Annotated in this window: 19 protein-coding genes; 9 read left to right on the forward strand and 10 right to left on the reverse strand. The window is 69.1% G+C overall.

Annotated features, from left to right (window positions below):
• Nucleotides 1-34: 34 nt before the first annotated feature.
• The 3 genes from ACIN94_RS15805 to ACIN94_RS15815 all read right to left on the reverse strand — a co-directional run bounded on the left by ACIN94_RS15805 (nucleotide 35) and on the right by ACIN94_RS15815 (nucleotide 3,002).
• Nucleotides 35-508 (reverse strand): Lrp/AsnC family transcriptional regulator, encoded by a 474-nt coding sequence (locus ACIN94_RS15805; protein WP_400705670.1) that lies wholly within the window; start codon nucleotides 506-508, stop codon nucleotides 35-37.
• Between the two features lie 212 nt (nucleotides 509-720).
• The gene (locus ACIN94_RS15810; protein WP_400705673.1) at nucleotides 721-1,428 is read right to left on the reverse strand and encodes a DUF5941 domain-containing protein; all 708 of its coding nucleotides are present in this window, start codon (nucleotides 1,426-1,428) and stop codon (nucleotides 721-723) included.
• Nucleotides 1,425-3,002, reverse strand: coding sequence for a CDP-alcohol phosphatidyltransferase family protein (locus ACIN94_RS15815; RefSeq protein ID WP_400705676.1), 1,578 nt, complete (start codon nucleotides 3,000-3,002; stop codon nucleotides 1,425-1,427). The genes ACIN94_RS15810 and ACIN94_RS15815 overlap by 4 nt, the downstream gene beginning before the upstream one ends.
• A 162-nt stretch (nucleotides 3,003-3,164) precedes the next feature.
• Between ACIN94_RS15815 and recO the strand changes: the two genes are divergently transcribed.
• Nucleotides 3,165-3,902 (forward strand): DNA repair protein RecO, encoded by a 738-nt coding sequence (recO, locus tag ACIN94_RS15820; RefSeq protein ID WP_400705679.1) that lies wholly within the window; start codon nucleotides 3,165-3,167, stop codon nucleotides 3,900-3,902.
• A complete protein-coding gene (locus ACIN94_RS15825; RefSeq protein ID WP_400705682.1) occupies nucleotides 3,899-4,678 on the forward strand; it encodes an isoprenyl transferase in 780 nt (259 codons plus the stop codon). The genes recO and ACIN94_RS15825 overlap by 4 nt, the downstream gene beginning before the upstream one ends.
• 54 nt (nucleotides 4,679-4,732) lie before the next feature.
• On the opposite strand, the gene ACIN94_RS15830 is transcribed toward ACIN94_RS15825, so the two are convergent.
• The 6 genes from ACIN94_RS15830 to ACIN94_RS15855 form a co-directional block, all read right to left on the reverse strand.
• Nucleotides 4,733-5,281 carry a CGNR zinc finger domain-containing protein gene (locus tag ACIN94_RS15830; RefSeq protein ID WP_400705685.1) on the reverse strand — a complete coding sequence of 183 codons (549 nt, stop codon included), beginning with the start codon at nucleotides 5,279-5,281 and terminating at the stop codon, nucleotides 4,733-4,735.
• Between the two features lie 196 nt (nucleotides 5,282-5,477).
• Nucleotides 5,478-5,885 carry a Fur family transcriptional regulator gene (locus tag ACIN94_RS15835; RefSeq protein ID WP_400705688.1) on the reverse strand — a complete coding sequence of 136 codons (408 nt, stop codon included), beginning with the start codon at nucleotides 5,883-5,885 and terminating at the stop codon, nucleotides 5,478-5,480.
• Nucleotides 5,882-6,715, reverse strand: a complete 834-nt coding sequence (locus ACIN94_RS15840; RefSeq protein ID WP_400705691.1) for a metal ABC transporter permease — start codon at nucleotides 6,713-6,715, stop codon at nucleotides 5,882-5,884. Before ACIN94_RS15840 ends, ACIN94_RS15835 begins: the two co-directional genes overlap by 4 nt.
• Complete coding sequence (locus ACIN94_RS15845) at nucleotides 6,712-7,464, reverse strand: metal ABC transporter ATP-binding protein (protein ID WP_400705871.1); 753 nt, start codon at nucleotides 7,462-7,464, stop codon at nucleotides 6,712-6,714. Before ACIN94_RS15845 ends, ACIN94_RS15840 begins: the two co-directional genes overlap by 4 nt.
• Before the next feature lie 36 nt (nucleotides 7,465-7,500).
• Nucleotides 7,501-8,418 (reverse strand): metal ABC transporter substrate-binding protein, encoded by a 918-nt coding sequence (locus ACIN94_RS15850; protein ID WP_400705694.1) that lies wholly within the window; start codon nucleotides 8,416-8,418, stop codon nucleotides 7,501-7,503.
• Between the two features lie 144 nt (nucleotides 8,419-8,562).
• Nucleotides 8,563-8,952, reverse strand: coding sequence for a DUF6703 family protein (locus tag ACIN94_RS15855; protein ID WP_400705696.1), 390 nt, complete (start codon nucleotides 8,950-8,952; stop codon nucleotides 8,563-8,565).
• Nucleotides 8,953-9,020: 68 nt separating this feature from the next.
• Here ACIN94_RS15855 and ACIN94_RS15860 point away from each other — a divergent pair, with 68 nt between their 5' ends.
• The 4 genes from ACIN94_RS15860 to ACIN94_RS15875 all read left to right on the forward strand — a co-directional run bounded on the left by ACIN94_RS15860 (nucleotide 9,021) and on the right by ACIN94_RS15875 (nucleotide 15,159).
• Nucleotides 9,021-9,299: an antibiotic biosynthesis monooxygenase family protein gene (locus ACIN94_RS15860; RefSeq protein ID WP_400705698.1), complete on the forward strand. Its 279-nt coding sequence runs from the start codon at nucleotides 9,021-9,023 to the stop codon at nucleotides 9,297-9,299.
• Between the two features lie 121 nt (nucleotides 9,300-9,420).
• Nucleotides 9,421-10,806, forward strand: coding sequence for a glycine--tRNA ligase (locus tag ACIN94_RS15865; RefSeq protein WP_400705701.1), 1,386 nt, complete (start codon nucleotides 9,421-9,423; stop codon nucleotides 10,804-10,806).
• Nucleotides 10,807-11,133: 327 nt separating this feature from the next.
• Complete coding sequence (gene ppdK, locus ACIN94_RS15870) at nucleotides 11,134-13,767, forward strand: pyruvate, phosphate dikinase (RefSeq protein ID WP_400705704.1); 2,634 nt, start codon at nucleotides 11,134-11,136, stop codon at nucleotides 13,765-13,767.
• Nucleotides 13,768-13,926: 159 nt separating this feature from the next.
• Nucleotides 13,927-15,159: a deoxyguanosinetriphosphate triphosphohydrolase gene (locus ACIN94_RS15875; RefSeq protein ID WP_400705874.1), complete on the forward strand. Its 1,233-nt coding sequence runs from the start codon at nucleotides 13,927-13,929 to the stop codon at nucleotides 15,157-15,159.
• Nucleotides 15,160-15,197: 38 nt separating this feature from the next.
• Here ACIN94_RS15875 and ACIN94_RS15880 read toward each other — a convergent pair whose 3' ends face one another.
• Nucleotides 15,198-16,052: a M23 family metallopeptidase gene (locus tag ACIN94_RS15880; RefSeq protein ID WP_400705707.1), complete on the reverse strand. Its 855-nt coding sequence runs from the start codon at nucleotides 16,050-16,052 to the stop codon at nucleotides 15,198-15,200.
• A gap of 171 nt (nucleotides 16,053-16,223) precedes the next feature.
• On the opposite strand from ACIN94_RS15880, the gene dnaG reads away from it, so the two are divergent.
• From dnaG to efeB, 3 genes are all read left to right on the forward strand, one after another.
• The gene (gene dnaG, locus ACIN94_RS15885) at nucleotides 16,224-18,074 is read left to right on the forward strand and encodes a DNA primase (RefSeq protein ID WP_400705710.1); all 1,851 of its coding nucleotides are present in this window, start codon (nucleotides 16,224-16,226) and stop codon (nucleotides 18,072-18,074) included.
• A 185-nt stretch (nucleotides 18,075-18,259) separates the two neighbouring features.
• The gene (rpoD, locus tag ACIN94_RS15890; protein WP_400705713.1) at nucleotides 18,260-19,363 is read left to right on the forward strand and encodes an RNA polymerase sigma factor RpoD; all 1,104 of its coding nucleotides are present in this window, start codon (nucleotides 18,260-18,262) and stop codon (nucleotides 19,361-19,363) included.
• 320 nt (nucleotides 19,364-19,683) lie between these two features.
• Nucleotides 19,684-20,892 (forward strand): iron uptake transporter deferrochelatase/peroxidase subunit, encoded by a 1,209-nt coding sequence (gene efeB, locus ACIN94_RS15895; protein ID WP_400705716.1) that lies wholly within the window; start codon nucleotides 19,684-19,686, stop codon nucleotides 20,890-20,892.
• Nucleotides 20,893-20,940 lie beyond the last annotated feature (48 nt).

The raw sequence follows: 20,940 nt of genomic DNA on the forward strand, positions 1-20,940 counted from the left end.
GACCATGCGCATCCGCACAGGTCCCTTGCGTGTTTCAGACGATGGACGACGATCCGTTGCGTGCGGCGGTCAGCGGGGTGTCGATCAGCCGGGAGAGCACGATGGAACTCTTGGTCCGCACCACGAACGGCTCCGCGGCGATGCGCTCGATCACCTGTTCCACGTGGCGTACGTCGGTGGCCCTGATGTGCAGCAACGCGTCGGCCTCTCCGGTGATGGTGCAGGCCGAGACCACCTCGGGAAGGCGGGCGACGGCCATTCCGATCTCCGACGGAGAGGTCTTGCCCGCGCAGAAGAGCTCCACATAGGCCTCGGTGGTCCAGCCGAGCGCCGAGGGCTCCACCCGCGCGGTGAACCCGGTGATGGCCCCCGTCTCCCGCAGCCGGTCCACCCGCCGTTTCACCGCCGACGCCGACAGGCCCACCCTCTGCCCGATCTCCGCATAGGTGCTGCGGGCGTCCTCGACGAGCGCCCCGATGATGTCACGATCCAGCCGATCCAGTTCCACGTTGCTTTGTAACACAACAGTCCTCGCTGTTCCGCGATGTGGCGGCCCGCGCAGGTCGCGACAGGGCAGAGGGTTGTTCCGCGACACGGTAGGGCCGCGACACGGTAGAGGGCCGCGACGGAATGTCGCGGCCCTCTATCGTGGCCCTCTCCGGGGCACGGCCATGTGGGTACGGCGCGCCTCAGCCGGACACCGGCGCGCCTCGGCCGACCTCAGGCGGGCTCGGCCTCGCCCGTCGCCTGCTCCATGGCCTCCTCGGGGGAGGCCTCCAGGTCGTCGCCCGCCTGGGCGAGCGCCGACTCCTTGTCGAGGCGGACCCAGCTCGTCACGCTCTCGACGGCGAACAGCACACCGAGGTAGAGCGTGAGCGCGGCCAGCACCCAGATCAGCACGCCCAGCGCCGCGCCGGCGCCGATCAGCAGCAGCCGGAGCTCCCAGCCCAGCCCCGCCTTGAACACCCAGTCGGGCGGCCAGATGCTCTGCCGCGTCCGGTACACCGTGTCGTAGGTGTGGTAGCCGATCACGTAGATCAGCACGAACAGCAGCCACTTGGGCTCCTCGGCCGCCAGGCCGATCAGGATGATCGTGAGGAACTCGGACGCCCGGATCAGCGGCGGCATCAGCCAGTCGAACCTGCCCAGGTGGTCACGGGCCGCGGTCGGCAGCACCAGGGCCACCAGGATCAGAACCGGGACGAGCAGGATCGGGCCGTCCTCCAGCATCCCGGCCACCGCCATCGCGATGATCGCGAGCAGTGCGACGAGTGCGGCCGGCACCGGGGGCAGCCCCCGGCCCATCCTGCCGCGGAGCGATGTGACCAGCGGACCGTCGTCGCGGTAGGCGAGCAGACGCGCCGTCTGGACGCGCAGCCGTTCCTCGTGAGGGTCCGGAGCGGGAGTGGTCTGGGGCTGAGTGATCATACGAGCGACCTCATCAGACGTCCGGTGAGCGAGTAGGTGGCGCCGATGCCGCCCCAGATGATCAGGGTGAGGAAGGTGACCCGGGCGTCGAAGAAGGCGCCGACGATGGCGATGGCGGCGAAGCGCTCACCGATGGGGAAGACGATCATCTTGCGGGCCCAGTGCACCGCCCGGTATCTGCCTGCGTTGCTCCACATCTTCAGCAGACCGCTGACCCCGCCGCTGCGCGCGATCTTGCGCTGCTCCAGCGCCACGCGCAGGTCGGTGTCGGCGCTGGCCGTCAGGGACATCGAGGGCAGCACTGCCGGCGGCTTGCGCCGGTTGGCCGCGCCGAAGGAGAAGTCCAGGAGATGCTTGATGGACTGAAGGCCGAGCGCGATCAGCGCCAGCGTCCACACGTCGCCCACGCCGGAGACGGCCGCACCGACCGCCAGGCCGGCGAAGACCACGTATTCCTTGAACCGGTCGAAGGTGGCGTCCAGCCATGCCCCCAGCACGCCGAACTTGCGGGCGTAGCGCGCGACCTGCCCGTCCACGCAGTCGAACACGAACGCGAAGTAGATCAGGATGCCGCCGGCGACCATCCCGGTCCGCGCGCCGGTGGCGAAGCACGCCGCCGCCGCCACACCCAGGGCGATCGAGATCAGCGTGACCTGGTTGGGCGTGAGTCCGCGCCGGGCCGCCCAGCGGGCGATGAAGCGCGAGTAGGTGCTGACGAAGTAGGTGGTGAAGAAGCCGTCGGCGCCCTTGACCGCGTTGTTCAGCCGGGCCCGGTCCTCGTTGAACGTGGACATCTCGGCCACTGCCTCGTCGGCCTGCTCCCGGGTCTCGACCCGGCGGTAGAACAGGTCGCGGCGGCCTCGGATGCCGACCGAGACGCCCCGCCGTACCAACCCCAGGACCAGGACCTGGACCAGGTCGTCCTCGGGGCCGAACAGGTGGGTGATCTCGGCGAGCTCGCGGGCGACCTCGGCCAGCGTGGCCGCGTGCTTCTGGTGCAGGTACAGCGGGCCGAGCAGGACGGCGTTGGGCCGCGTCACCGCGTGGTAGGCCGAGCCGACCGAGATCACCCGGGACCTGCTGGCGCGTACCCGGACCGGGAAACCCTCCAGCGTCCGGTCGCCGATCTCCGGCTGCGCCTCCTCGATCGGGACGTCGGGGACGATGGCGTCGCCGTTCTCGTCCTCCTCGCGGGGCTCCTTGACGATCAGCGCGAGCGCTCCGCGCTTCGACTTGGTGATCTGGTAGATCAGCTCGTCGTGGATCAGCGAGTTGGCCGGGAGGATGAGCAGGTCCTCCGTGGCGTGCTCGACCGCGTCGGCCACGGCACGCAGGTCGCCCGCCATGTCCGAGGTCTCGACGATCGTGCCGGGGAAGCCCCGGTAGGCCGGCGCGTCGCCCGAGCGGGCGATCGTCACCGGCGCGGAGTCGAGCGAGGAGAGCTGGCCGTGCAGCTTGCCGATCACCGTGGGGCAGCCGGGGAGCGCGGGCAGAGTCAGCGCGGAGGGCGGCGTCGACTGGCCGTGAACGGCATCGGGGCTGGGCGATGAGCCCAGCAGGACCACGCGGGGCATGGCACCCTTTCGTGCGGGGGCGGGGTGAAACGTGGCGCGGGGAGCTCGCCAGAGGGCAAAGTTTAGTGAGTTTTAGGCGAACAACATGCACTCGTGATCCATCCGTGCCATTTGATCATGATTGAAGCCCTGTCGCGCGGGGCATCCCCCTAGACTGACCAGGTGAGTCTCTACCGTGACGACGGCATCGTGCTGCGCACCCACAAGCTGGGCGAGGCCGACCGCATCGTCACCGTGCTGACGAGGCGCACCGGAAAGATCAGGGGAGTCGCCAAGGGGGTCAGGCGGACCACCTCGCGGTTCGGCGCCCGGCTGGAGCCGTTCACCCACGTGGATCTCCAGCTCCACACCGGCCGCACGCTCGATGTGATCACCCAGGCCGAGACGGTCCGTCCCTACGGCGAGGCGCTCGTCACCGACTACCCGCGCTACACCGCGGGCAGCGCGATGCTGGAGACCGCCGACCGGCTGATCATGGGTGAGAAGGAGCCGGCGCTCCGGCAGTTCCTGTTGCTCGTCGGCGGCCTGCGCACGCTCGGCTCGGCCGAGCACGAGCCCCGGCTGGTCCTCGACGCCTACTTCCTGCGCTCGCTGGCCGTGGCCGGTTACGCCCCCGCTCTGGAGTCGTGTGCCCGCTGCAGGGCCCCCGCGGTGCGGGCGTTCGCCATCGTGGCGGGGGGAACGGTGTGCGGGGGGTGCCGTCCCGCGGGCGCCGCCGTGCCCGCAGGGGAGACCCTCGCGCTGATGGTGGCGCTGCTGAGAGGCGACTGGCTCACCGCCGACGCCTCCGAGAGCCGGCACCGCGCCGAGTGCAGCGGGCTGGTCGCCGCGTATCTCCAATGGCACCTGGAACACGGCATACGCTCTCTCCGACACGTAGAAAGGGAGCTCGCAAAGTGAACGTCCGTCCTCCGGCCTCTCACCCTTCCGGTGCGACCCCGCCCCCCATCCCGCGCGACCTCGTGCCACGGCACGTGGCGATCGTGATGGACGGCAACGGCCGCTGGGCCAAACAGCGTGGCCTGCCGCGGACCGAGGGCCACAAAGCCGGCGAGGCGTCGCTCTTCGACGTGATCGAGGGGGCGATCGAGCTCGGCATCCCCTACCTGTCGGCATACGCCTTCTCCACCGAGAACTGGAAGCGCTCCCCCGACGAGGTGCGCTTCCTGATGGGCTTCAACCGTGACGTCATCCGCCGCCGCAGGGACGACCTGCACGCCATGGGCGTGCGGGTCCGCTGGGCCGGCCGTCCCGGGCGGCTGTGGAAGAGCGTCATCTCCGAACTGCAGGACGCCGAGAGAATGACCGAGGGCAACTCCACGATGACGCTGCAGTTCTGCGTCAACTACGGCGGGCGCGCCGAGATCGTGGACGCGGCGTTGCGCCTGGCCGAGGACATCGCCGCCGGGCGGGTCAGGCCGGGCCGGGTGCGTGAGGAGACCTTCGCCCGCTATCTCGACGAGCCCGAGATCCCCGACGTCGACCTCTTCCTGCGCTCCTCGGGTGAGCAGCGCACCTCCAACTTCCTGATCTGGCAGTCGGCCTACGCGGAGATGGTCTTCCTCAACCGCCTGTGGCCCGACTTCGACCGCCGGGACCTGTGGGAGGCCTGCGAGACCTACGCCAAGCGCGACAGGCGGTACGGCGGAGCCCTGCCGAACGCGGTCGCCGAGTGACGGCACGCTCCCGGTGACGCCGGCCCCGCCGACGGGTGCGCCGGGGCCGGCCTCTCAGGCGCGGCGGCGGGCGCGGTAGGCGGCGACGTGCATGCGGTTTCCGCACGTACGGCTGTCGCAGTAGACCCGGGACCGGTTGCGGGACTCGTCAATGAAGATGTGGTCGCAGTCGGGGGCCGAGCAGGTGCGCAGCCGTTCCCACTCGCCCTCGACGATCAGGTGGGCCAGGGCGACGCCGAGGTCGGCCGACAGGTGCTCGGCGAGCGAGGCGTCCGGCGCGAAGTAGTGGACGTGCACGGGGTGGCCGTCGTGCTCGGTCAGGCGGGGGGTGATCCGGTTGCCGCTCAGCAGTGTGTTCAGCCGGATGACCGCGGTGGCCTGGTCCGGGGCGGTGAGAACCTTGTGGAAGGCCTCGCGCAGGGCGCGCACCTGGCTCAGGTCGGTGGCGTCGAGTCTGCCTATGCCGCTCACCTGCCGGCGTTTCACGAATTCGCCGAGCTTCTTCAGATCGGGCAACCCCTCCTGACCCCCCGTGGAGGGAGAGGTGTTGATCAGGTCGACCATAGTGGCGAGTGAGTGCACCATGTCATGTCCGAATGGCATGTTGACTCCTGTTATATGCGGTTTTAACGTGAGAGCGCGTACGGCGACTCGCCGTCTCGGAAGCGTATCTCTCCGGCGCGCGTTAGGGGGCTCCCGTGACGGCGCGGCGGCGGGTCCGGGCCCCGTCAGCCACGCCCGGCGGCGGTTCTGGGCCCTGTCCGCCACGCCCGGAGGTCTCGCCCCGGTGGCCGCGTCCTCAGACCCGGCTCGCCGCTCCGGCGCTCTTGACGGCGGCCGAGCAGGAGCCGCAGGTGCCGAAGACCTCGACCGTGTGAGTGATCTCGGTGAAACCGTGCTCGGAGCCGATCGCCTCAGCCCAGCGCTCCACCGCGGGCCCGGCCACCTCCACGGTCCGTCCGCAGTGGCGGCAGACCAGGTGGTGGTGATGATCACCGCTGGTGCACGCGCGGTAGACCGACTCGCCGTCGTCGGTCCTGAGCATGTCGACGTGACCGCTGTCGGTCAGCGCCTGAAGTGCTCGGTAGACCGTGGTCAGTCCGATCTTCGCCCCCTCCGCGCGCATCTCGGCGTAGACGTCCTGCGCGCTGCGGAAGCCCTCGCTCCGGCGGAGGACGTCATGGACGGCATCACGTCTGTTGCTCATGGGATGGACTCCTGTGATCGGCTTCGGCGTACGAATCTACCGAGCCCGAGAGCCAGGGCGAACCCCGCCAGGGCCACGATCACGATCACGGCGCCCGGCGGAACCTCGACATAGAACGAGGAGGTCAGGCCACCGACCGTGGCGATCACCCCGAAAACCATGGAAAGCCCCATCGTGCTCCTGAACCCCCGGGTGAGTTGCTGGCTGGTCGCCACCGGGACCACCATCAACGCGCTGACGAGCAGCAGTCCTACCACGCGCATGGCGATGACCACGGTCAGCGCGGCGGTGACGGCGATCAGCAGGCTGAGGAAACGCACCGGCAGACCGCTGGCCCTGGCGACCTCCTCGTCCTGGCAGAGTACGTAGAGTTCGCGGCCGAAGACGGCGACCATGCACAGTACGGCGGCCGCCAGCAGGCCGATCACCCACACGTCCTGGGCGTTGACGCTGCTGATCGAGCCGAACAGGTAGGACATCAGGGTGGCGTTGCTGCCGCCCGGCGCCAGCGAGATGAGCAGCACGCCTCCGGCGATGCCGCCGTAGAAAAGCAGGGCGAGCGCCACATCGCCGCTGGTCCTGCCGCGTTCGCGGACCAGCTCGATCGCCACGGCGCCGAGTACCGAGACACCCACGGCGGTCAGCACGGGGGCGGTGCCGGTCAGGAAGCCGAGCGCCACGCCGGTCAGCGCGACGTGCCCGATGCCGTCGCCCAGCAGGGCGAGGCGGCGCTGCACGATGAACGTTCCGATCGCCGGGGCGACCAGGCCGACCAGGAGGGCGGCGAGCAGCGCCCGCTGCATGAAGTCGAATCGCAGAAGGTCGATCACGACACCGGTCTCCAGTCGAGCGGGCTTGCGGGCTTCTCCTCGGCGTGCGGATGCACGTGATCGTGGCCGGGCAGCGCGTGCGCGCCGACGGCGTGGGGCGGTGGTCCGTCATGGCAGACGCAGCCGTCCCTGAGCACCACCGCACGGGTGATGAGCGGCTCCAGGGGGCCGAGCTCGTGGGCCACCAGCAGGACCGTCTTGCCCCGGCTGACGAGTGCGGACAGGGTGTCGGCCAGGAGCTGCTGGCTCTCGGAGTCCACGCCCGCCGTGGGCTCGTCCATGACGAAGGTGTCGGGCTCCCCGGCGAGGGCGCGGGCGATCAGCACCCGCTGCTGCTGCCCGCCGGACAGGGTCTGGACCGGGTCTCCGGCGCGGTGGGCCATGCCGACGGCCTCCAGCGCCGCGGTGGTGGCCTCGCGGTCGGCGGCGCTGGTCGGCCGGAGCCGCCGCTGCCGGGCGATCCTGCCGGAGGCGACGACCTCGCGGATGGTGGTCGGCACGCCTCCGCCCACCGAGAGCCGCTGGGGCACGTAGCCGATCCGCCACCACTCGCGGAACCGCGCGGGCGGCGTGCCGTACAGGAGGGTCGAGCCGCCGGACAGCGGTGTCAGGCCGAGCAGAGTCCGGATGAGGGTGGACTTGCCCGACCCGTTCGCGCCGAGCACGGCCACGACCTCGCCGGCCTCGACGGTCAGGTCGATGCCGCGGAGCACCAGCCGGCGGTCCAGGCTGACCTGGCCGTCGCGCATGGTGAAAACCGTCTGGTTCGATGTCACGGGTCGCCTTTACGAGCAGCCGAGGGCTGTCTGAAGTGCGGTGAGGTTCTGGCGCATGGCGGACAGGTAGTCACCCGTCGCCGGCTGACTTTCGACCGGGTCGAGAACCGCGGTCCTGGCGCCGACCTCCTGGGCGAGAACCTCGGCGACCTTGGGGCTGACGAGGGTCTCGGTGAAGATCGTAGTCACCTTCTCCTGTCTGGACACCTTCGCCACCTCGGCCAGTCGGGCGGGAGAGGGCTCGGCGTCCGGGTCGAGGCCGCTGACCCCGATCTGGCGGAGCTTGTAGCGGTCGGCGAGGTAGCCGAACGCGCTGTGGCTGGTGACGATCGCCCTCGAACCACAGCTGCTCAGACCCCGCGCCAGCTCGCCGTCCAGGGCGTTGAGACCGGCCGCGGTCGCGGCGGCACGCTCCCGGTAGCCCTGCGCGTGTGCGGGATCGGCGGCGGCGAGCTTCTCGCCGAGCCGGGTCGCGACCGTCGCGAAGCGGGACGGATCCAGCCAGAGGTGCGGGTCGTAGCCGACGTCGTGACCGTGCTCCTCCCCGTCTCCGTGTTCCTCGTCGGCGACCGCGGGAAGGGTCTTGACCATGGTCGCGGCGTCGAAGCCCCGGTCGGCGGCGTGCTGCTCGACCGCCTCGTCCACGGCGGGCTGGACACCCTTGATGTAGACGACCAGAGAGGTGTCCTCCAGTCCGGCCACCTGGATCGGGGTGAGTTCCAGATCGTGTGGCTCGACGCCCGGCTTGGTCAGGCCCGTGACGGTGACGTCGGGACCGCCCACCTGCCCGGCCAGCCACTGCAGCGGATACATGGCCGCGGTGACGCCGGTCCTGCCCTCTGACCTGGCGGAGTCGGCTGAGCCGGAACCGCAGGCGGCGGTGGTGGCGAGAACGGTCGAGAGAGCAAGCACACCCACAGCACGCATGTGTATACGTCGTGAGAAGTCGGACATCATGTCGACCAGTATGGGTGTAAATGAAAACGGTTGTCAAAACCGGTCCAGGAGCAGCCCGCCGGCCGGCACCCCGTCGTTACCCGGCGAGCCGCCGGTGCGGGCCGCGGACGGGAGTCAGAAGGCGCCGAAGCGGTCGGCGGCGAGCAGGATCAGGAAGGTGAGCACCGCGACCCGCATGAGACGGCCCCCGTGGCCCAGCGACGGCCATGACATGTAGGCGAGCCAGCCGACGAACCCGATCACCAGGAGCACGGCGATGCCGCCCCAGAAGGACGGCACGGCGAAGCCGACCAGCAGGAGGATCACCAGCGCCACCGGGGCGATCCACCGGGGAAGCTGGAACAGGAAGACGAGCGGGGCCGCGCTGCGCCGCTCGACCTCCCGCCGCAGCCCGGTGGCGCCCGGCGTGACGAACTGCTCTCCCGGGGGGAGCGGGCGTTTTCCCTGCCGGGGGCGGTGCTGTGCCAGCGGGTGTGCGGGGCGTTCGTTGCGCTTGTCGGCCACGGCTTGAGCCTAACCCCGGTCCACCCGTCACGGCATGCCCATCGGCCGCGACCTGGCATGCTGGGCGGATGCTCGCTCTCATCCGTTACTCGGTGCCGTCGGGGCAGGCCGAGGAGTTCCTGAAACAGGCGCACGAGATCATCGGCATTCTCGCCGCGCAGCCCGGATACGTACGCGGCCGGGTGGTCCGGTCGGTGGACGAGCCGGAGCTGTGGGCGCTGGTCAGCGAGTGGGAGGGGGCCGGCTTCTACCGGAGGGCGCTGGGGGCGGCGCGCATGGTGATGTATCCACTGATGACCCTGATGCTCAACGAGCCGAGTGCGTTCGAGGACGTGGACCGTCCCTGAACGGCTTTCCGCGGACAAGGCGGGCGTGATGATTCATCGGCGCCTGCCGCTCGTCCGACTCCCCTAAGCTGGGAACTCAATCATTCCTCGCCGACCTCCAGCCGGATGGAGATTTTCCCTTATGGCACGCCGTACGGACATCATGGACACCATCGTCAGCCTCTCCAAGCGACGTGGCCTTGTCTACCCCTCCAGCGAGATCTACGGAGGCCTGCGCGCCTCCTGGGACTACGGTCCGCTGGGCGTGGAGCTCAAGAGCAATGTGAAGCGGCAGTGGTGGAAGAGCGTGGTGCAGGGCCGTGACGATGTGGTCGGCCTCGACTCCTCCGTGATCCTGGCCCCCGAGGTCTGGCAGGCCAGTGGCCACGTCGACACCTTCACCGATCCGCTGACCGAGTGCCAGTCGTGTCACAAGCGCTACCGCGCCGACCACCTCGAAGAGGCCTACGAGGAGAAGCACGGCAAGGCGCCGGAGCACGGCCTGGCCGACATCACCTGCCCCAACTGCGGCAACAAGGGCGCGTTCACCCCGCCCAGGCAGTTCAGCGGTCTGCTGAAGACCTATCTCGGCGCGGTCGAGGACGAGTCCGGCCTGGCCTACCTGCGGCCGGAGACCGCCCAGGGCATCTTCATCAACTACCTCAACGTGCAGCAGTCCGCGCGCAAGAAGATCCCGTTCGGCATCGGCCAGATCGGCAAGTCGTTCCGCAACGAGATCACCCCGGGTAACTTCATCTTCCGCACCCGCGAGTTCGAGCAGATGGAGATGGAGTTCTTCGTCAAGCCGGGCACCGACGAGGAGTGGCACCAGTACTGGATCGACGAGCGCTTCCGCTGGTACACCGAGCTGGGCATCAACCCCGACAACCTCCGTATCTACGAGCACCCGCAGGAGAAGCTGTCCCACTACTCCAAGCGGACCGTCGACATCGAGTACCGCTTCAACTTCACCGGCAGCGAGTGGGGCGAGCTTGAGGGTGTCGCCAACCGCACCGACTTCGACCTGACCGCGCACGGCAAGGCCTCCGGCACCGACCTCAGCTTCTTCGAGCAGGACACCGGCGAGCGCTACGTCCCGTACGTGATCGAGCCCGCCGCCGGTGTCGACCGCGCCACGCTCACCTTCCTGATCGACGCCTACACCGAGGACGAGGCGCCCAACGCCAAGGGCGTCCTGGAGAAGCGCACGGTCATGCGCCTTGACCACCGCCTCGCGCCGGTCAAGGTCGCGGTGCTCCCGCTGTCGCGCAACGCCGACCTGTCGCCGAAGGCCAAGGATCTGGCCGCCCAGCTCCGCCGCCGGTGGAACGTCGAGTTCGACGACGCGGGCGCGATCGGCCGCCGGTACCGCCGCCAGGACGAGATCGGCACGCCGTTCTGCGTCACCGTCGACTTCGACACCCTCGACGACCACGCGGTGACCATCCGCGAGCGCGACTCGATGGCCCAGCAGCGCGTGGCCCTCGACCAGGTCGAGTCCTACTTCCTGCAGCACCTCAACGACTGACCTTCACCCCATCGGATACGGCTCCCGCCAGGCAGGCGGGAGCCGTATCTGTTTTCCGGACCGCCCGGACGGTGAGGCCTGGAACGTGTGTGAACGCGTTTGAATACTGAGACAATTGGTTTATACCAATTGGTTTATACCAATTCTTGGGACGGATCAGACCCTCGTTAAATTTGATCGTATTTCAATTGGATTAGACCGCTCTATAGGTGTTGACCTTGGGAAACACCTTGTCGCCCGGTAGGTGACGTTTCATTGTGTTTTTCATCGGTAGAGTCCGAGGGGAGGCGGAACCACGCGTCGTTTGAAGTCGCAGAAGGAGCAACCGTGCCCAAGTACGTTTACGACTTCACCGAGGGCAACAAAGATCTCAAAGATCTGCTCGGCGGTAAGGGTGCCAACTTGGCGGAGATGACCAATCTCGGGCTGCCGGTGCCCCCCGGCTTCACCATCACCACCGATGCGTGCCGCCGGTTTCTGGAGGACGGCGCGCTCCCCGAAGGCCTGGAGGAGGAGATCTCCGGCCACCTGGCCGCGCTGGAGGGGCGGATGGGACGTCGCCTCGGCCAGGCCGACGACCCGCTGCTGGTCAGCGTGCGCTCCGGATCGAAGTTCTCCATGCCCGGCATGATGGAGACCGTTCTCAACATCGGGCTGAACGACGAGTCGGTGCACGGCCTGGCCAAGCAGGCCGGCGGCAACGAGCGCTTCGCCTGGGACTCCTACCGGCGTCTCATCCAGATGTTCGGCAAGACCGTCCAGCACATCGACGGAGCGCTGTTCGACAACGCCCTTGAGGAGCTCAAGAACGGCCGCGACGACCTGGATCTGGAGGCGGACGACTTCCAGCGGCTCGTCGAGACCTACAAGGACATCGTCCGGACCCAGACCGGACAGGACTTCCCCGCCGACCCACACCGGCAGATGAGCATGGCGGTCAAGGCGGTCTTCGACTCCTGGAACGCTCCGCGTGCCGTCCTCTACCGCCGTCAGGAGCGCATTCCGGCCGATCTCGGCACGGCGGTCAACATCTGCTCGATGGTCTTCGGCAACTGCGGCATGGACTCCGGCACCGGCGTCGCCTTCACCCGCGACCCCGGTACCGGTCAGCAGGGCGTCTACGGCGACTACCTGCAGAACGCCCAGGGGGAGGACGTGGTCGCGGGCATCCGCAACACCATGGCGCTGCAGGAGCTGGAAGGCATCGACAAGCCCGTCTACGACGAGCTGATGCAGATCATGGAGAAGCTGGAGAACCACTACCGCGACCTGTGTGACATCGAGTTCACCGTCGAGCACGGCAGACTCTGGATGCTTCAGACCCGCGTGGGCAAGCGGACCGCGGGTGCCGCGTTCCGCATCGCCGTACAGCTCGCCGACCAGGGCCTGATCGACCTCGACGAGGCCGTGAGCCGGGTCACCGGAGCCCAGCTCGCCCAGCTCATGTTCCCGCGGTTCGCCAACGACGCCGAGCGTACGCGGATCACCACGGGGATGAACGCCTCCCCGGGCGCGGCCGTCGGCAAGGCCGTCTTCTCCTCCGAACGGGCCGTCGAGCTCGCGGGGCGGGGGGAGGCCGTCATCCTGGTCCGGCACGAGACCAACCCGGACGACCTGGCCGGCATGATCGCCGCCCGGGGCGTCCTGACGAGCCGCGGCGGCAAGACCTCGCACGCGGCCGTGGTCGCCCGCGGCATGGGCAAGACCTGCGTCTGCGGCGCCGAGGAGCTGGTGGTCTCCGCCGAGAAGCGCACGTTCACCGCCCCCGGGGGCGTCGTGGTCTCCGAGGGAGACGTCATCTCCATCGACGGCTCCAGCGGCGCCGTCTACCTCGGCGAGGTGCCAGTGGTCGCCTCCCCGGTCGTGGAGTACTTCGAGGGCGCGGGCGACACCGGTGACGAGCTCGTCCAGGCGGTGCACCGCATCATGGGCCACGCCGACGCGTCCCGGCGGCTGGACGTGCGGGCCAACGCCGACAATGCCGAGGACGCCGCCCGCGCCCGCCGGTTCGGCGCCCAGGGGATCGGGCTCTGCCGTACCGAGCACATGTTCCTCGGAGACCGCCGCCGGCTCGTCGAGGACCTCGTCCTGGCCACCTCACCCGAGGAGCGGGAGCGGGCGCTGGCCGCGCTGGAGCCGCTGCAGAAGGCGGACTTCACCGAGATCTTCCAGGCGATGGAGGGACTGCCCGTCACCATCCGCCTGATCGACCCGCCGCTGCACGAGTTCCTGCCCGACTACACCGAGCTGTCGGTGAAGGTCGCCCTCGCCGGTGAGCAGGCGGACGACAAGGACCGCAGGCTGCTCGCCGCGGTCAAGCGCCTGCACGAGCAGAACCCGATGCTGGGCCTCCGCGGGGTACGGCTCGGCCTGGTCATCCCCGGCCTGTTCGCCATGCAGGTCCGGGCGATCGCCGAGGCGGCCAGAGCCGTCCCGGGGGCCCGCGCGGAGATCATGATCCCGCTCGTCGCCGCCGTCCAGGAGCTGGAGATCGTCAGGGACGAGGCGCGGGCGATCCTGGCCGAGGCCGGCGTCGAGGCGCTGGTCGGCACCATGATCGAGGTGCCACGCGCGGCACTGACCGCCGGGCAGATCGCCGAGGCCGCCGAGTTCTTCTCCTTCGGCACCAACGACCTGACCCAGATGACCTGGGGATTCTCCCGGGACGACGTCGAGGCCGCGTTCTTCTCCCGATACCTGGAGCTGGGCGTCTTCGGGGTCTCCCCGTTCGAGTCGCTGGACCGCGACGGCGTCGGCCGGCTCGTGCGGATCGCCGCCGAGGAGGGGCGCCGGACCCGCCCCGGCCTCAAGCTCGGCATCTGCGGCGAGCACGGCGGCGACCCCGACTCCATCCACTTCTGCCACCAGGTCGGTCTGGACTACGTGTCCTGCTCGCCGTTCCGCGTCCCCGTCGCCCGGCTGGAGGCCGGACGCGCGGCACTGGCGGCCGGCACCCGTTGACCCATCCCCCCGCACGCGGGTGCTCTCCGTCCGGGAACGGAGAGCACCCGCAGGTGTCACGGAGCCGGACGTGACCGATGGCCGCAGGTCAGAGGTCATCAGGTGTTTCCTTGCCGTTAGGCATGGGGTGCCACTTTCATGGATAAAATCACTGCACTTATGCACGGTTATGGCGAGCACGACCAGGCGAGATGGGTACCGGAACCCCCCGGTAATCCGGAGAGAGGGCCGTTCGAGCGCGACCGGGCGCGGGTGCTGCACAGCACGGGGCTGCGGCGGCTCGCCGCCAAGACCCAGGTGGTCGGGCCGGGGGAGACCCTCGGCAGCGGGCAGCACATGCCGCGCACCCGGTTGACCCATTCGCTGGAGTGCGCCCAGATCGGCAGGGAGATGGGCCAGTCGCTCGGCCGGAACCCCGATCTGATGGAGACCGCCTGTCTGGCCCACGACCTCGGGCATCCGCCGTTCGGGCACAACGGGGAGACCGCACTCAACGAGCTCGCCGCCGGATGCGGCGGGTTCGAGGGCAACGCGCAGAGCCTGCGTCTGCTGACCCGGCTGGAGGCCAAGGTCCTCACCGAGGACGGCCGCAGTGCCGGGCTCAACCTCACCCGCGCCTCCCTGGACGCCGCGGTCAAATATCCGTGGACCCGCGAGACGAGCCCCAAGTACTGCGCCTACGACGAGGATCTGGCCGTCTTCGCGTGGATCAGGCAGGGCGCCCCGGAGGGGCGGGTCAGCTTCGAGGCCCAGATCATGGACTGGGCCGACGACGTCGCCTACTCGGTGCACGACCTGGAAGACGCCGTCCACTCGGGCGCCGTCCTGCCGGAGGCCCTGCGCGACCCCGCCGAACGCCGGGAGGTCTGCGCGACCACCCGAGCCTGGTACGCCCCGGAGGCCGACCCCGCCGAGCTGGAGGACATCTTCGGCCGCCTGGTCGCCCAGCCGCTCTGGCCCCGCCACTTCGACGGCTCGCTCACCGACCTCGCCGCGCTCAAGGGCCTCACCAGCTCGCTCATCGGCGATCTCTGCCGGTCCGCGCAGCTGGCCACCCAGGAGGCCTACGGCCAGGCGGCCGACCGCTACAGCGCCGACCTGATCGTGCCCAGGGCCACACGGCTGGAGTGCGCCCTGCTGAAGGGGCTCACCGCCCACTACGTGATGAGCCGGGACGCGCACAGTGCCAACCAGGCCAGGCAGCGCGAGCTCATCCACGACCTGGCCCATCTGATCATGCTGGGCGCGCCCGGCACGCTGGAGCCCGCCCTCCGGCCCGCCTTCGTCAAGGCCGGGAGCGACGGTGGCCGGCTGCGCGTGGTCGTCGACCAGATCGCCTCGCTCACCGACACCTCCGCGGTCACCTGGCAGAGGCGCCTGTCCGGACGCTGACCCCGGGGACGCCTACCTCGCCGCCCCCGGGGTGAGCGCTAACCGCCCACCGTGATGTTCTCGTCCTCCGGCTTCGGAGGCTTCTGGGTGGACTTGGGCTTGGGCGTGGGCTTGACCACCGGCTTGGACGCGCACAGGGTCACGCACCTGGGCGCCGCCCCGGTCTGGTTCATCACGGCCCGCATCTCGTCCCTGGGTGACAGCGTGGGGTTGCCGTTCATCCAGGCGTCCAGGTAGTCCCACGGATTGACCATGCCCCGCCGTACCCACCAGAGCGAGGGATCGGTCTTCCAGGAGATCGCGAAATAGAGGTTGCTGGCGGTGTAGCGGGCGTTGCCCGAGTTGCCGACCTGGCCGAGGACCTGGCCCACGCTGACCCGGGTGCCCGGCGTGATCCCCGGGGCGACCCGGTCCAGGTGCCCGCCGAGGTAGCGCACGCCGTCGTCCCCGATGACGGTGACGAACCGGCCCTCACGGTCGGCCCCCCGGTCGGTGGAGCGCTTCCACCGGTTCTTGATGTTGACCTCGTCGACCACGCCGTTCACCGGCGAGACGAACGAGCATCCCCTGGCCGACCAGATCGTCGTCTTGGGCAGGACGAGCAGCCTGCTCTCGTAGGTCGTCCTGCAGTCCTTCACGGGGAAGGCGTAGGTGTAGTCGGACACCTTCGGCGGCGGTACCTGCACCGGTTCATCGGCCTCGGGCCATTTCACCGGGGGCCTGACCTTGGGGACGTACGTCGCCGTCGGCGACGGAAGCATCGCGGTCACCGCGTCAGGCGTCGCGGCGACCGCTCCGGCCGCAGGGGCCGGAGGCAGGGTGCTGATGCCCGCCACGCCGCCCGGCGACGCGCAGGCCCCCGTGACGAGCACCGCGCCGGTAACGGCGGTCAATCGCGCTATGTGCCCCGATCGCATGATCTCCACCCGTGTAACTTATCGAGAATCAGCCTTTACCTTTGTAACGGACCTTCCGATTGGTCATGACCCGTTCGGGAAAGTCATCTCCGTCGTCAGGCTCCTATCCGGCTCCGAGCTGTCAGGGGGCCCCACTAGACTCGCGGCGTGGCAGGCCGGATCAGTGACGAGGACATCGCGCTCGTGCGGGAGCGCTCACCGATCGCCGACATCGTGGGTGAGCACATCCAGCTCCGCAACGCGGGTGGCGGAAACCTGAAGGGGTTGTGTCCCTTCCATGACGAGAAGAGCCCGTCCTTCAACGTCACCCCCACCCGCGGATACTGGTACTGCTTCGGCTGTGCCGAGGGCGGCGACGTCATCACCTTCGTCCGGCGGCTGGAGCACCTGTCGTTCGGCGAGGCCGTGGAACGCCTGGCGAACCGGGCCGGCATCCAGCTCCGTTACGAGCAGGGCGGTTACGTCCCCGGCCGCGAGCAGGGCGAGCGGAGCCGGCTGATCGAGGCGCACCGGGCGGCGGCGGAGTTCTACGCCTCGAAGCTGACCGGGCCGGACGCCGCGCCCGGGCGCAGGTTCCTGTCGGAGCGCGGGTTCGAGCGGGTCGACGCCGAGCACTTCGGGGTGGGTTACGCTCCCGCCGAGTGGGAGGCGCTCTCGCGGCACCTGATGGCCCGGGGGTTCACCAGCGCGGAGCTGATCAAGGGCGGCCTGGCCAAGGAGGGACGGCGGGGCCCGATCGACCGGTTCCGGGGACGGCTGGTCTGGCCGATCCGTGACATCACCGGTGACGTGATCGGGTTCGGCGCGCGGAAGCTGAACGACGCCGAAGACGGTCCCAAATACCTCAACACCCCCGAGAGCCCGCTCTACAAGAAGAGCGAGGTCCTCTACGGCATCGACCTGGCCAAGCGGGAGATCTCCAAGCGCGCCCAGGCGGTGATCGTCGAGGGTTACACCGACGTGATGGCCTGCCACCTGTCGGGTCTGCCGACGGCGGTGGCCACCTGCGGCACCGCGTTCGGCGAGGAGCACATCAAGGTGCTGCGGCGGCTGCTGCTGGACCAGTCGGGGTCCCACGGCGAGGTGATCTTCACCTTCGACGGCGACGCGGCGGGGCAGAAGGCGGCGCTGCGGGCCTTCGCCGACGAGCAGAAGTTCGTCACCCAGACCTTCGTGGCCGTCCAGCCCGACGGGCTCGACCCGTGCGACCTGCGCATGAAGCAGGGCGAAGCCGCCGTGCGGGACCTGATCGCCAGCCGGGAGCCGCTGTTCGCCTTCGCGATCCGCAGCGTGATCTCCCGCTATGACGTGAGCACCAACGAGGGCCGGCTGTCCGCGCTGGACGCCGCCGCGCCGATCGTGGCCGCGATCAAGGACCGGGCCCTCCGCCAGCTGTACGGCGTGGACCTCGACCGGTGGCTGGGCTTCAACAACGAGCGGTTCGTCATGGACCGGATCGCTGAGATCTCCGCCACGGCCCAGCCGAGCCCGCGGCGCCCCGCAGGGCCGCGGAAGGTCGCCGACCTCACCGATCCCAGCGTGCGGATCGAGGCCGAGGTGCTGAAGCTGGCCGTGCAGCGTCCCGCGCTGATCGGACCCGGCTTCGACGCCATCGGCTCCGAGGCGTTCACACTGCCCGAGCACGTCGCGCTCTACCAGCTGGTCATGGAGGCCGGGGGCACCTCGGCGGCCGGGCCCGGCGGCCGCGAGTGGGTCGACCGGCTGCTGGGCGGGGTGACCGACGCGTTGCGCGGGGTGGTCACCCGGTTCGCGGTGGAGGAGCTGCGCGCGGACGTGGCGAGCGAGGAGCGCTATGCCTCGGCCATGCTGGCCGCGCTGGAACTCGTCTCGGTGACCCGGGCGATCGAACAGCTGAAGTCGCGCATGCAGCGGACCAACCCGGTCGACGAGCAGCAGGAGTACAACCGGCTGTTCGGCGAGCTGGTCGCGCTGGAGCAGCAGCGCCGCGTGCTGAAGGAACGCACCGCCGGAAGTTGATCGCGTAATTGACGTTAATTTCCATACGGCGATTCCACCAAACCCTAATAAGGTCTCGTTTCGATAATGATTGGAGCCTTACCTTCGGTGACAAAAATAGGTCTGCCATTTTGAGTGCCTAATACAGCAGACTGTGTCCCGTGGGTGCATCGGTGCTGCCAAGTGGGCCGCCATCGGTAGACCAGGTGGCCGACCTCGTTGCGAAGGGAAGGGAGCGCGGAAGCGTCACGGTAGATGACGTGGCCGCCGCTCTCGACAGATCCGAGCTGCCGTCCGACGCGCTCGAACGCGTCGTCCGCATGCTCGCCGAGCACGGAGTGGAGGTTCTCGAGCCCCAGGGCGATGAGGAGACCACCCGCTCCGATGAGGAGGATGTCGGTAAAAGGGCCCCGACGAGCGATCTGGTCCGCATCTACCTGCGGGAGATCGGACGGGTGCCCCTGCTCACGGCCGAGGAGGAGGTGGAGCTCGCCAAGTCCATCGAGGCGGGCCTGTTCGCCGAGGACAAGCTGACAAGCGTCGTTTCCCGGCTGGCCTTTCCGGAGTTCAAGGAGCTGGTCTGGCAGGGCACGCGGGCCAAGCAGCGGCTGATCGAGGCCAATCTGCGGCTCGTCGTATCGATCGCCAAAAGATATGTGGGACGCGGGATGCTGTTCCTGGATCTGATCCAGGAGGGCAACCTCGGGCTCATCCGGGCGGTTGAGAAATTCGACTACACCAAGGGATACAAGTTCTCCACATATGCCACGTGGTGGATCCGTCAGGCGATCACGCGGGCCATCGCCGACCAGGCGCGCACCATTCGCATTCCGGTGCACATGGTTGAGACGATCAATAAGCTGGTCCGGGTGCAGCGCCAGCTCCACCAGGATCTCGGCCGTGAGCCGGCGCCCGAGGAGATCGCACTGGAGATGGATCTCCCGATCGACCGGGTGATCGAGATTCAGCGCATCGCCCAGGAGCCCGTCTCGCTGCAGTCGCCGATCGGGGAGGAGGACTCCGACCTCGGCGACTTCATCGAAGACGCGGACGCGGTCGTGCCGATGGAGGCCGCGGCCTTCATCATGCTGCAGGACCAGCTCGACGACATCCTCGCGACGCTGTCCGAGCGGGAGCAGCGGATCATCCAGCTCCGCTTCGGCCTCGCCGACGGCCACCCCCGGACGCTGGAGGAGGTTGGCCGGGAGTTCGGCGTGACGCGGGAGCGCATCCGGCAGATCGAGTCCAAGACCCTGGCCAAACTCCGCCATCCGACCCGAGCGCAGATGCTCCGCGACTATCTCGACTGAGAGTCCGTACGGCGAAGGCCCCCAGGTCCGTTTCCCGGGGGCCTTCGCCGTTTCCGGGTTTCCGGTCTCCCGAATTTCCGGCCCTCCGGCGGCCGGTGGTGGCGCTTGTCACACTGAGCTGCAGGTATTTGGATTGGCAGATCCTGGTAAGGGGAAGCTAAGTTAGGGACGCCTAACTGACTACCAGGAGCCTTTATGCCCCCCGTCTGCCGTTCTGCCGCCGTCCGTGGCCTTCTCACCCCCGTACTCACCGCCTGCGGTCCGGCCGGTGACGGTCCTGCCGCCGTCGCCGCGAGCTGATCCTTTCCGAAGGGGGAGACATGCCTGATCTCAGCCGACGCAGCCTCCTTACCGGAGCGGGTCTCGCCGTGGGTGCCGGTGCCGTCGCGGTCGCGGGAGCCGGTCTGATACGGCCGGCGCAGCCGGAGCCGGTCCGGCCCGACCCCGCCGGTGGTGTGATCCCTTTTCACGGCACCCACCAGGCCGGGATCGCCACCCCGGTCCAGGACCGGCTGCACTTCGCCGCCTTCGACCTGGGCACCGGCTCACGCGAGGAGGTGGCGGCGATGTTGAAGGCCTGGACCGCGGCGGCCGTCCAGATGACCGGGGCGCAGGAGATCGGCGGCGGGGCCACGGGTGCGGAGCTCGCCCCGCCGGACGACACCGGCGAGGCCATCGGCCTGCCCGCCTCGCGGCTCACGCTGACGGTGGGCTTCGGCCCGTCCTTCTTCGACAGGCTCAAGCTGCCCGGGCCGGACCGGCTCAAGGAACTGCCGCACTTTCCCGCCGACAAGCTCGACCCGGCCCGCAGCGGCGGTGACCTCTGCGTGCAGGTGTGCGCCGACGACCCCCAGGTGGCGGTGCACGCCGTACGGAACCTGGCGCGCATCGGCTTCGGAACGGTGTCCATCCGCTGGTCCCAGCTGGGCTTCGGCAAGACGTCCTCGACCACGCCGGACACGCAGACTCCACGCAACCTGATGGGCTTCAAGGACGGCACCAACAACATCGCCGGCACCGACGGCAGGAAGCTGGACGAGCACGTCTGGGTGGGCGACGAGGGGCCCGAGTGGATGCGCGGAGGTTCCTACCTGGTGGCCAGGCGGATCCGGATGCACATCGAGACCTGGGACCGTACCTCGTTGAAGGAGCAGGAGGACATCTTCGGTCGGACCAAGCGCGAGGGCGCTCCGTACGGAGGCGCGCGCGAGCACGATCCGGTGGTCCTGGACAGGCTGCCGGCCGGCTCCCACGTGCGGCTGGCCCACCCGACCGCCCTGAACGGGGTGACGATCCTGCGCCGGGGCTACTCCTTCGCCGACGGCAGCGACGGCCTGGGGAGGCTGGACGCCGGTCTGTTCTTCCTGGCCTACCAGCGCGACCCCGAGAAGGGCTTCATCCCCATCCAGCGCGCTCTGGCGGCCAAGGACATGCTCAACGAGTACATCCAGCATGTGGGGTCCGGCATCTTCGCCTGCCCGGGCGGCGTACGGCCGGGCTCGTTCTGGGGCGAGGCTCTCCTGGCCTGACCTGCGGTAGTCGGCGGCCAGGACGGCCTTAGCGAGCCCTTACATCCC

Origin of the sequence: Streptosporangium sp. NPDC087985 (assembly GCF_044741965.1) — a bacterium.
In the GTDB taxonomy this organism is placed as follows: domain Bacteria; phylum Actinomycetota; class Actinomycetes; order Streptosporangiales; family Streptosporangiaceae; genus Streptosporangium.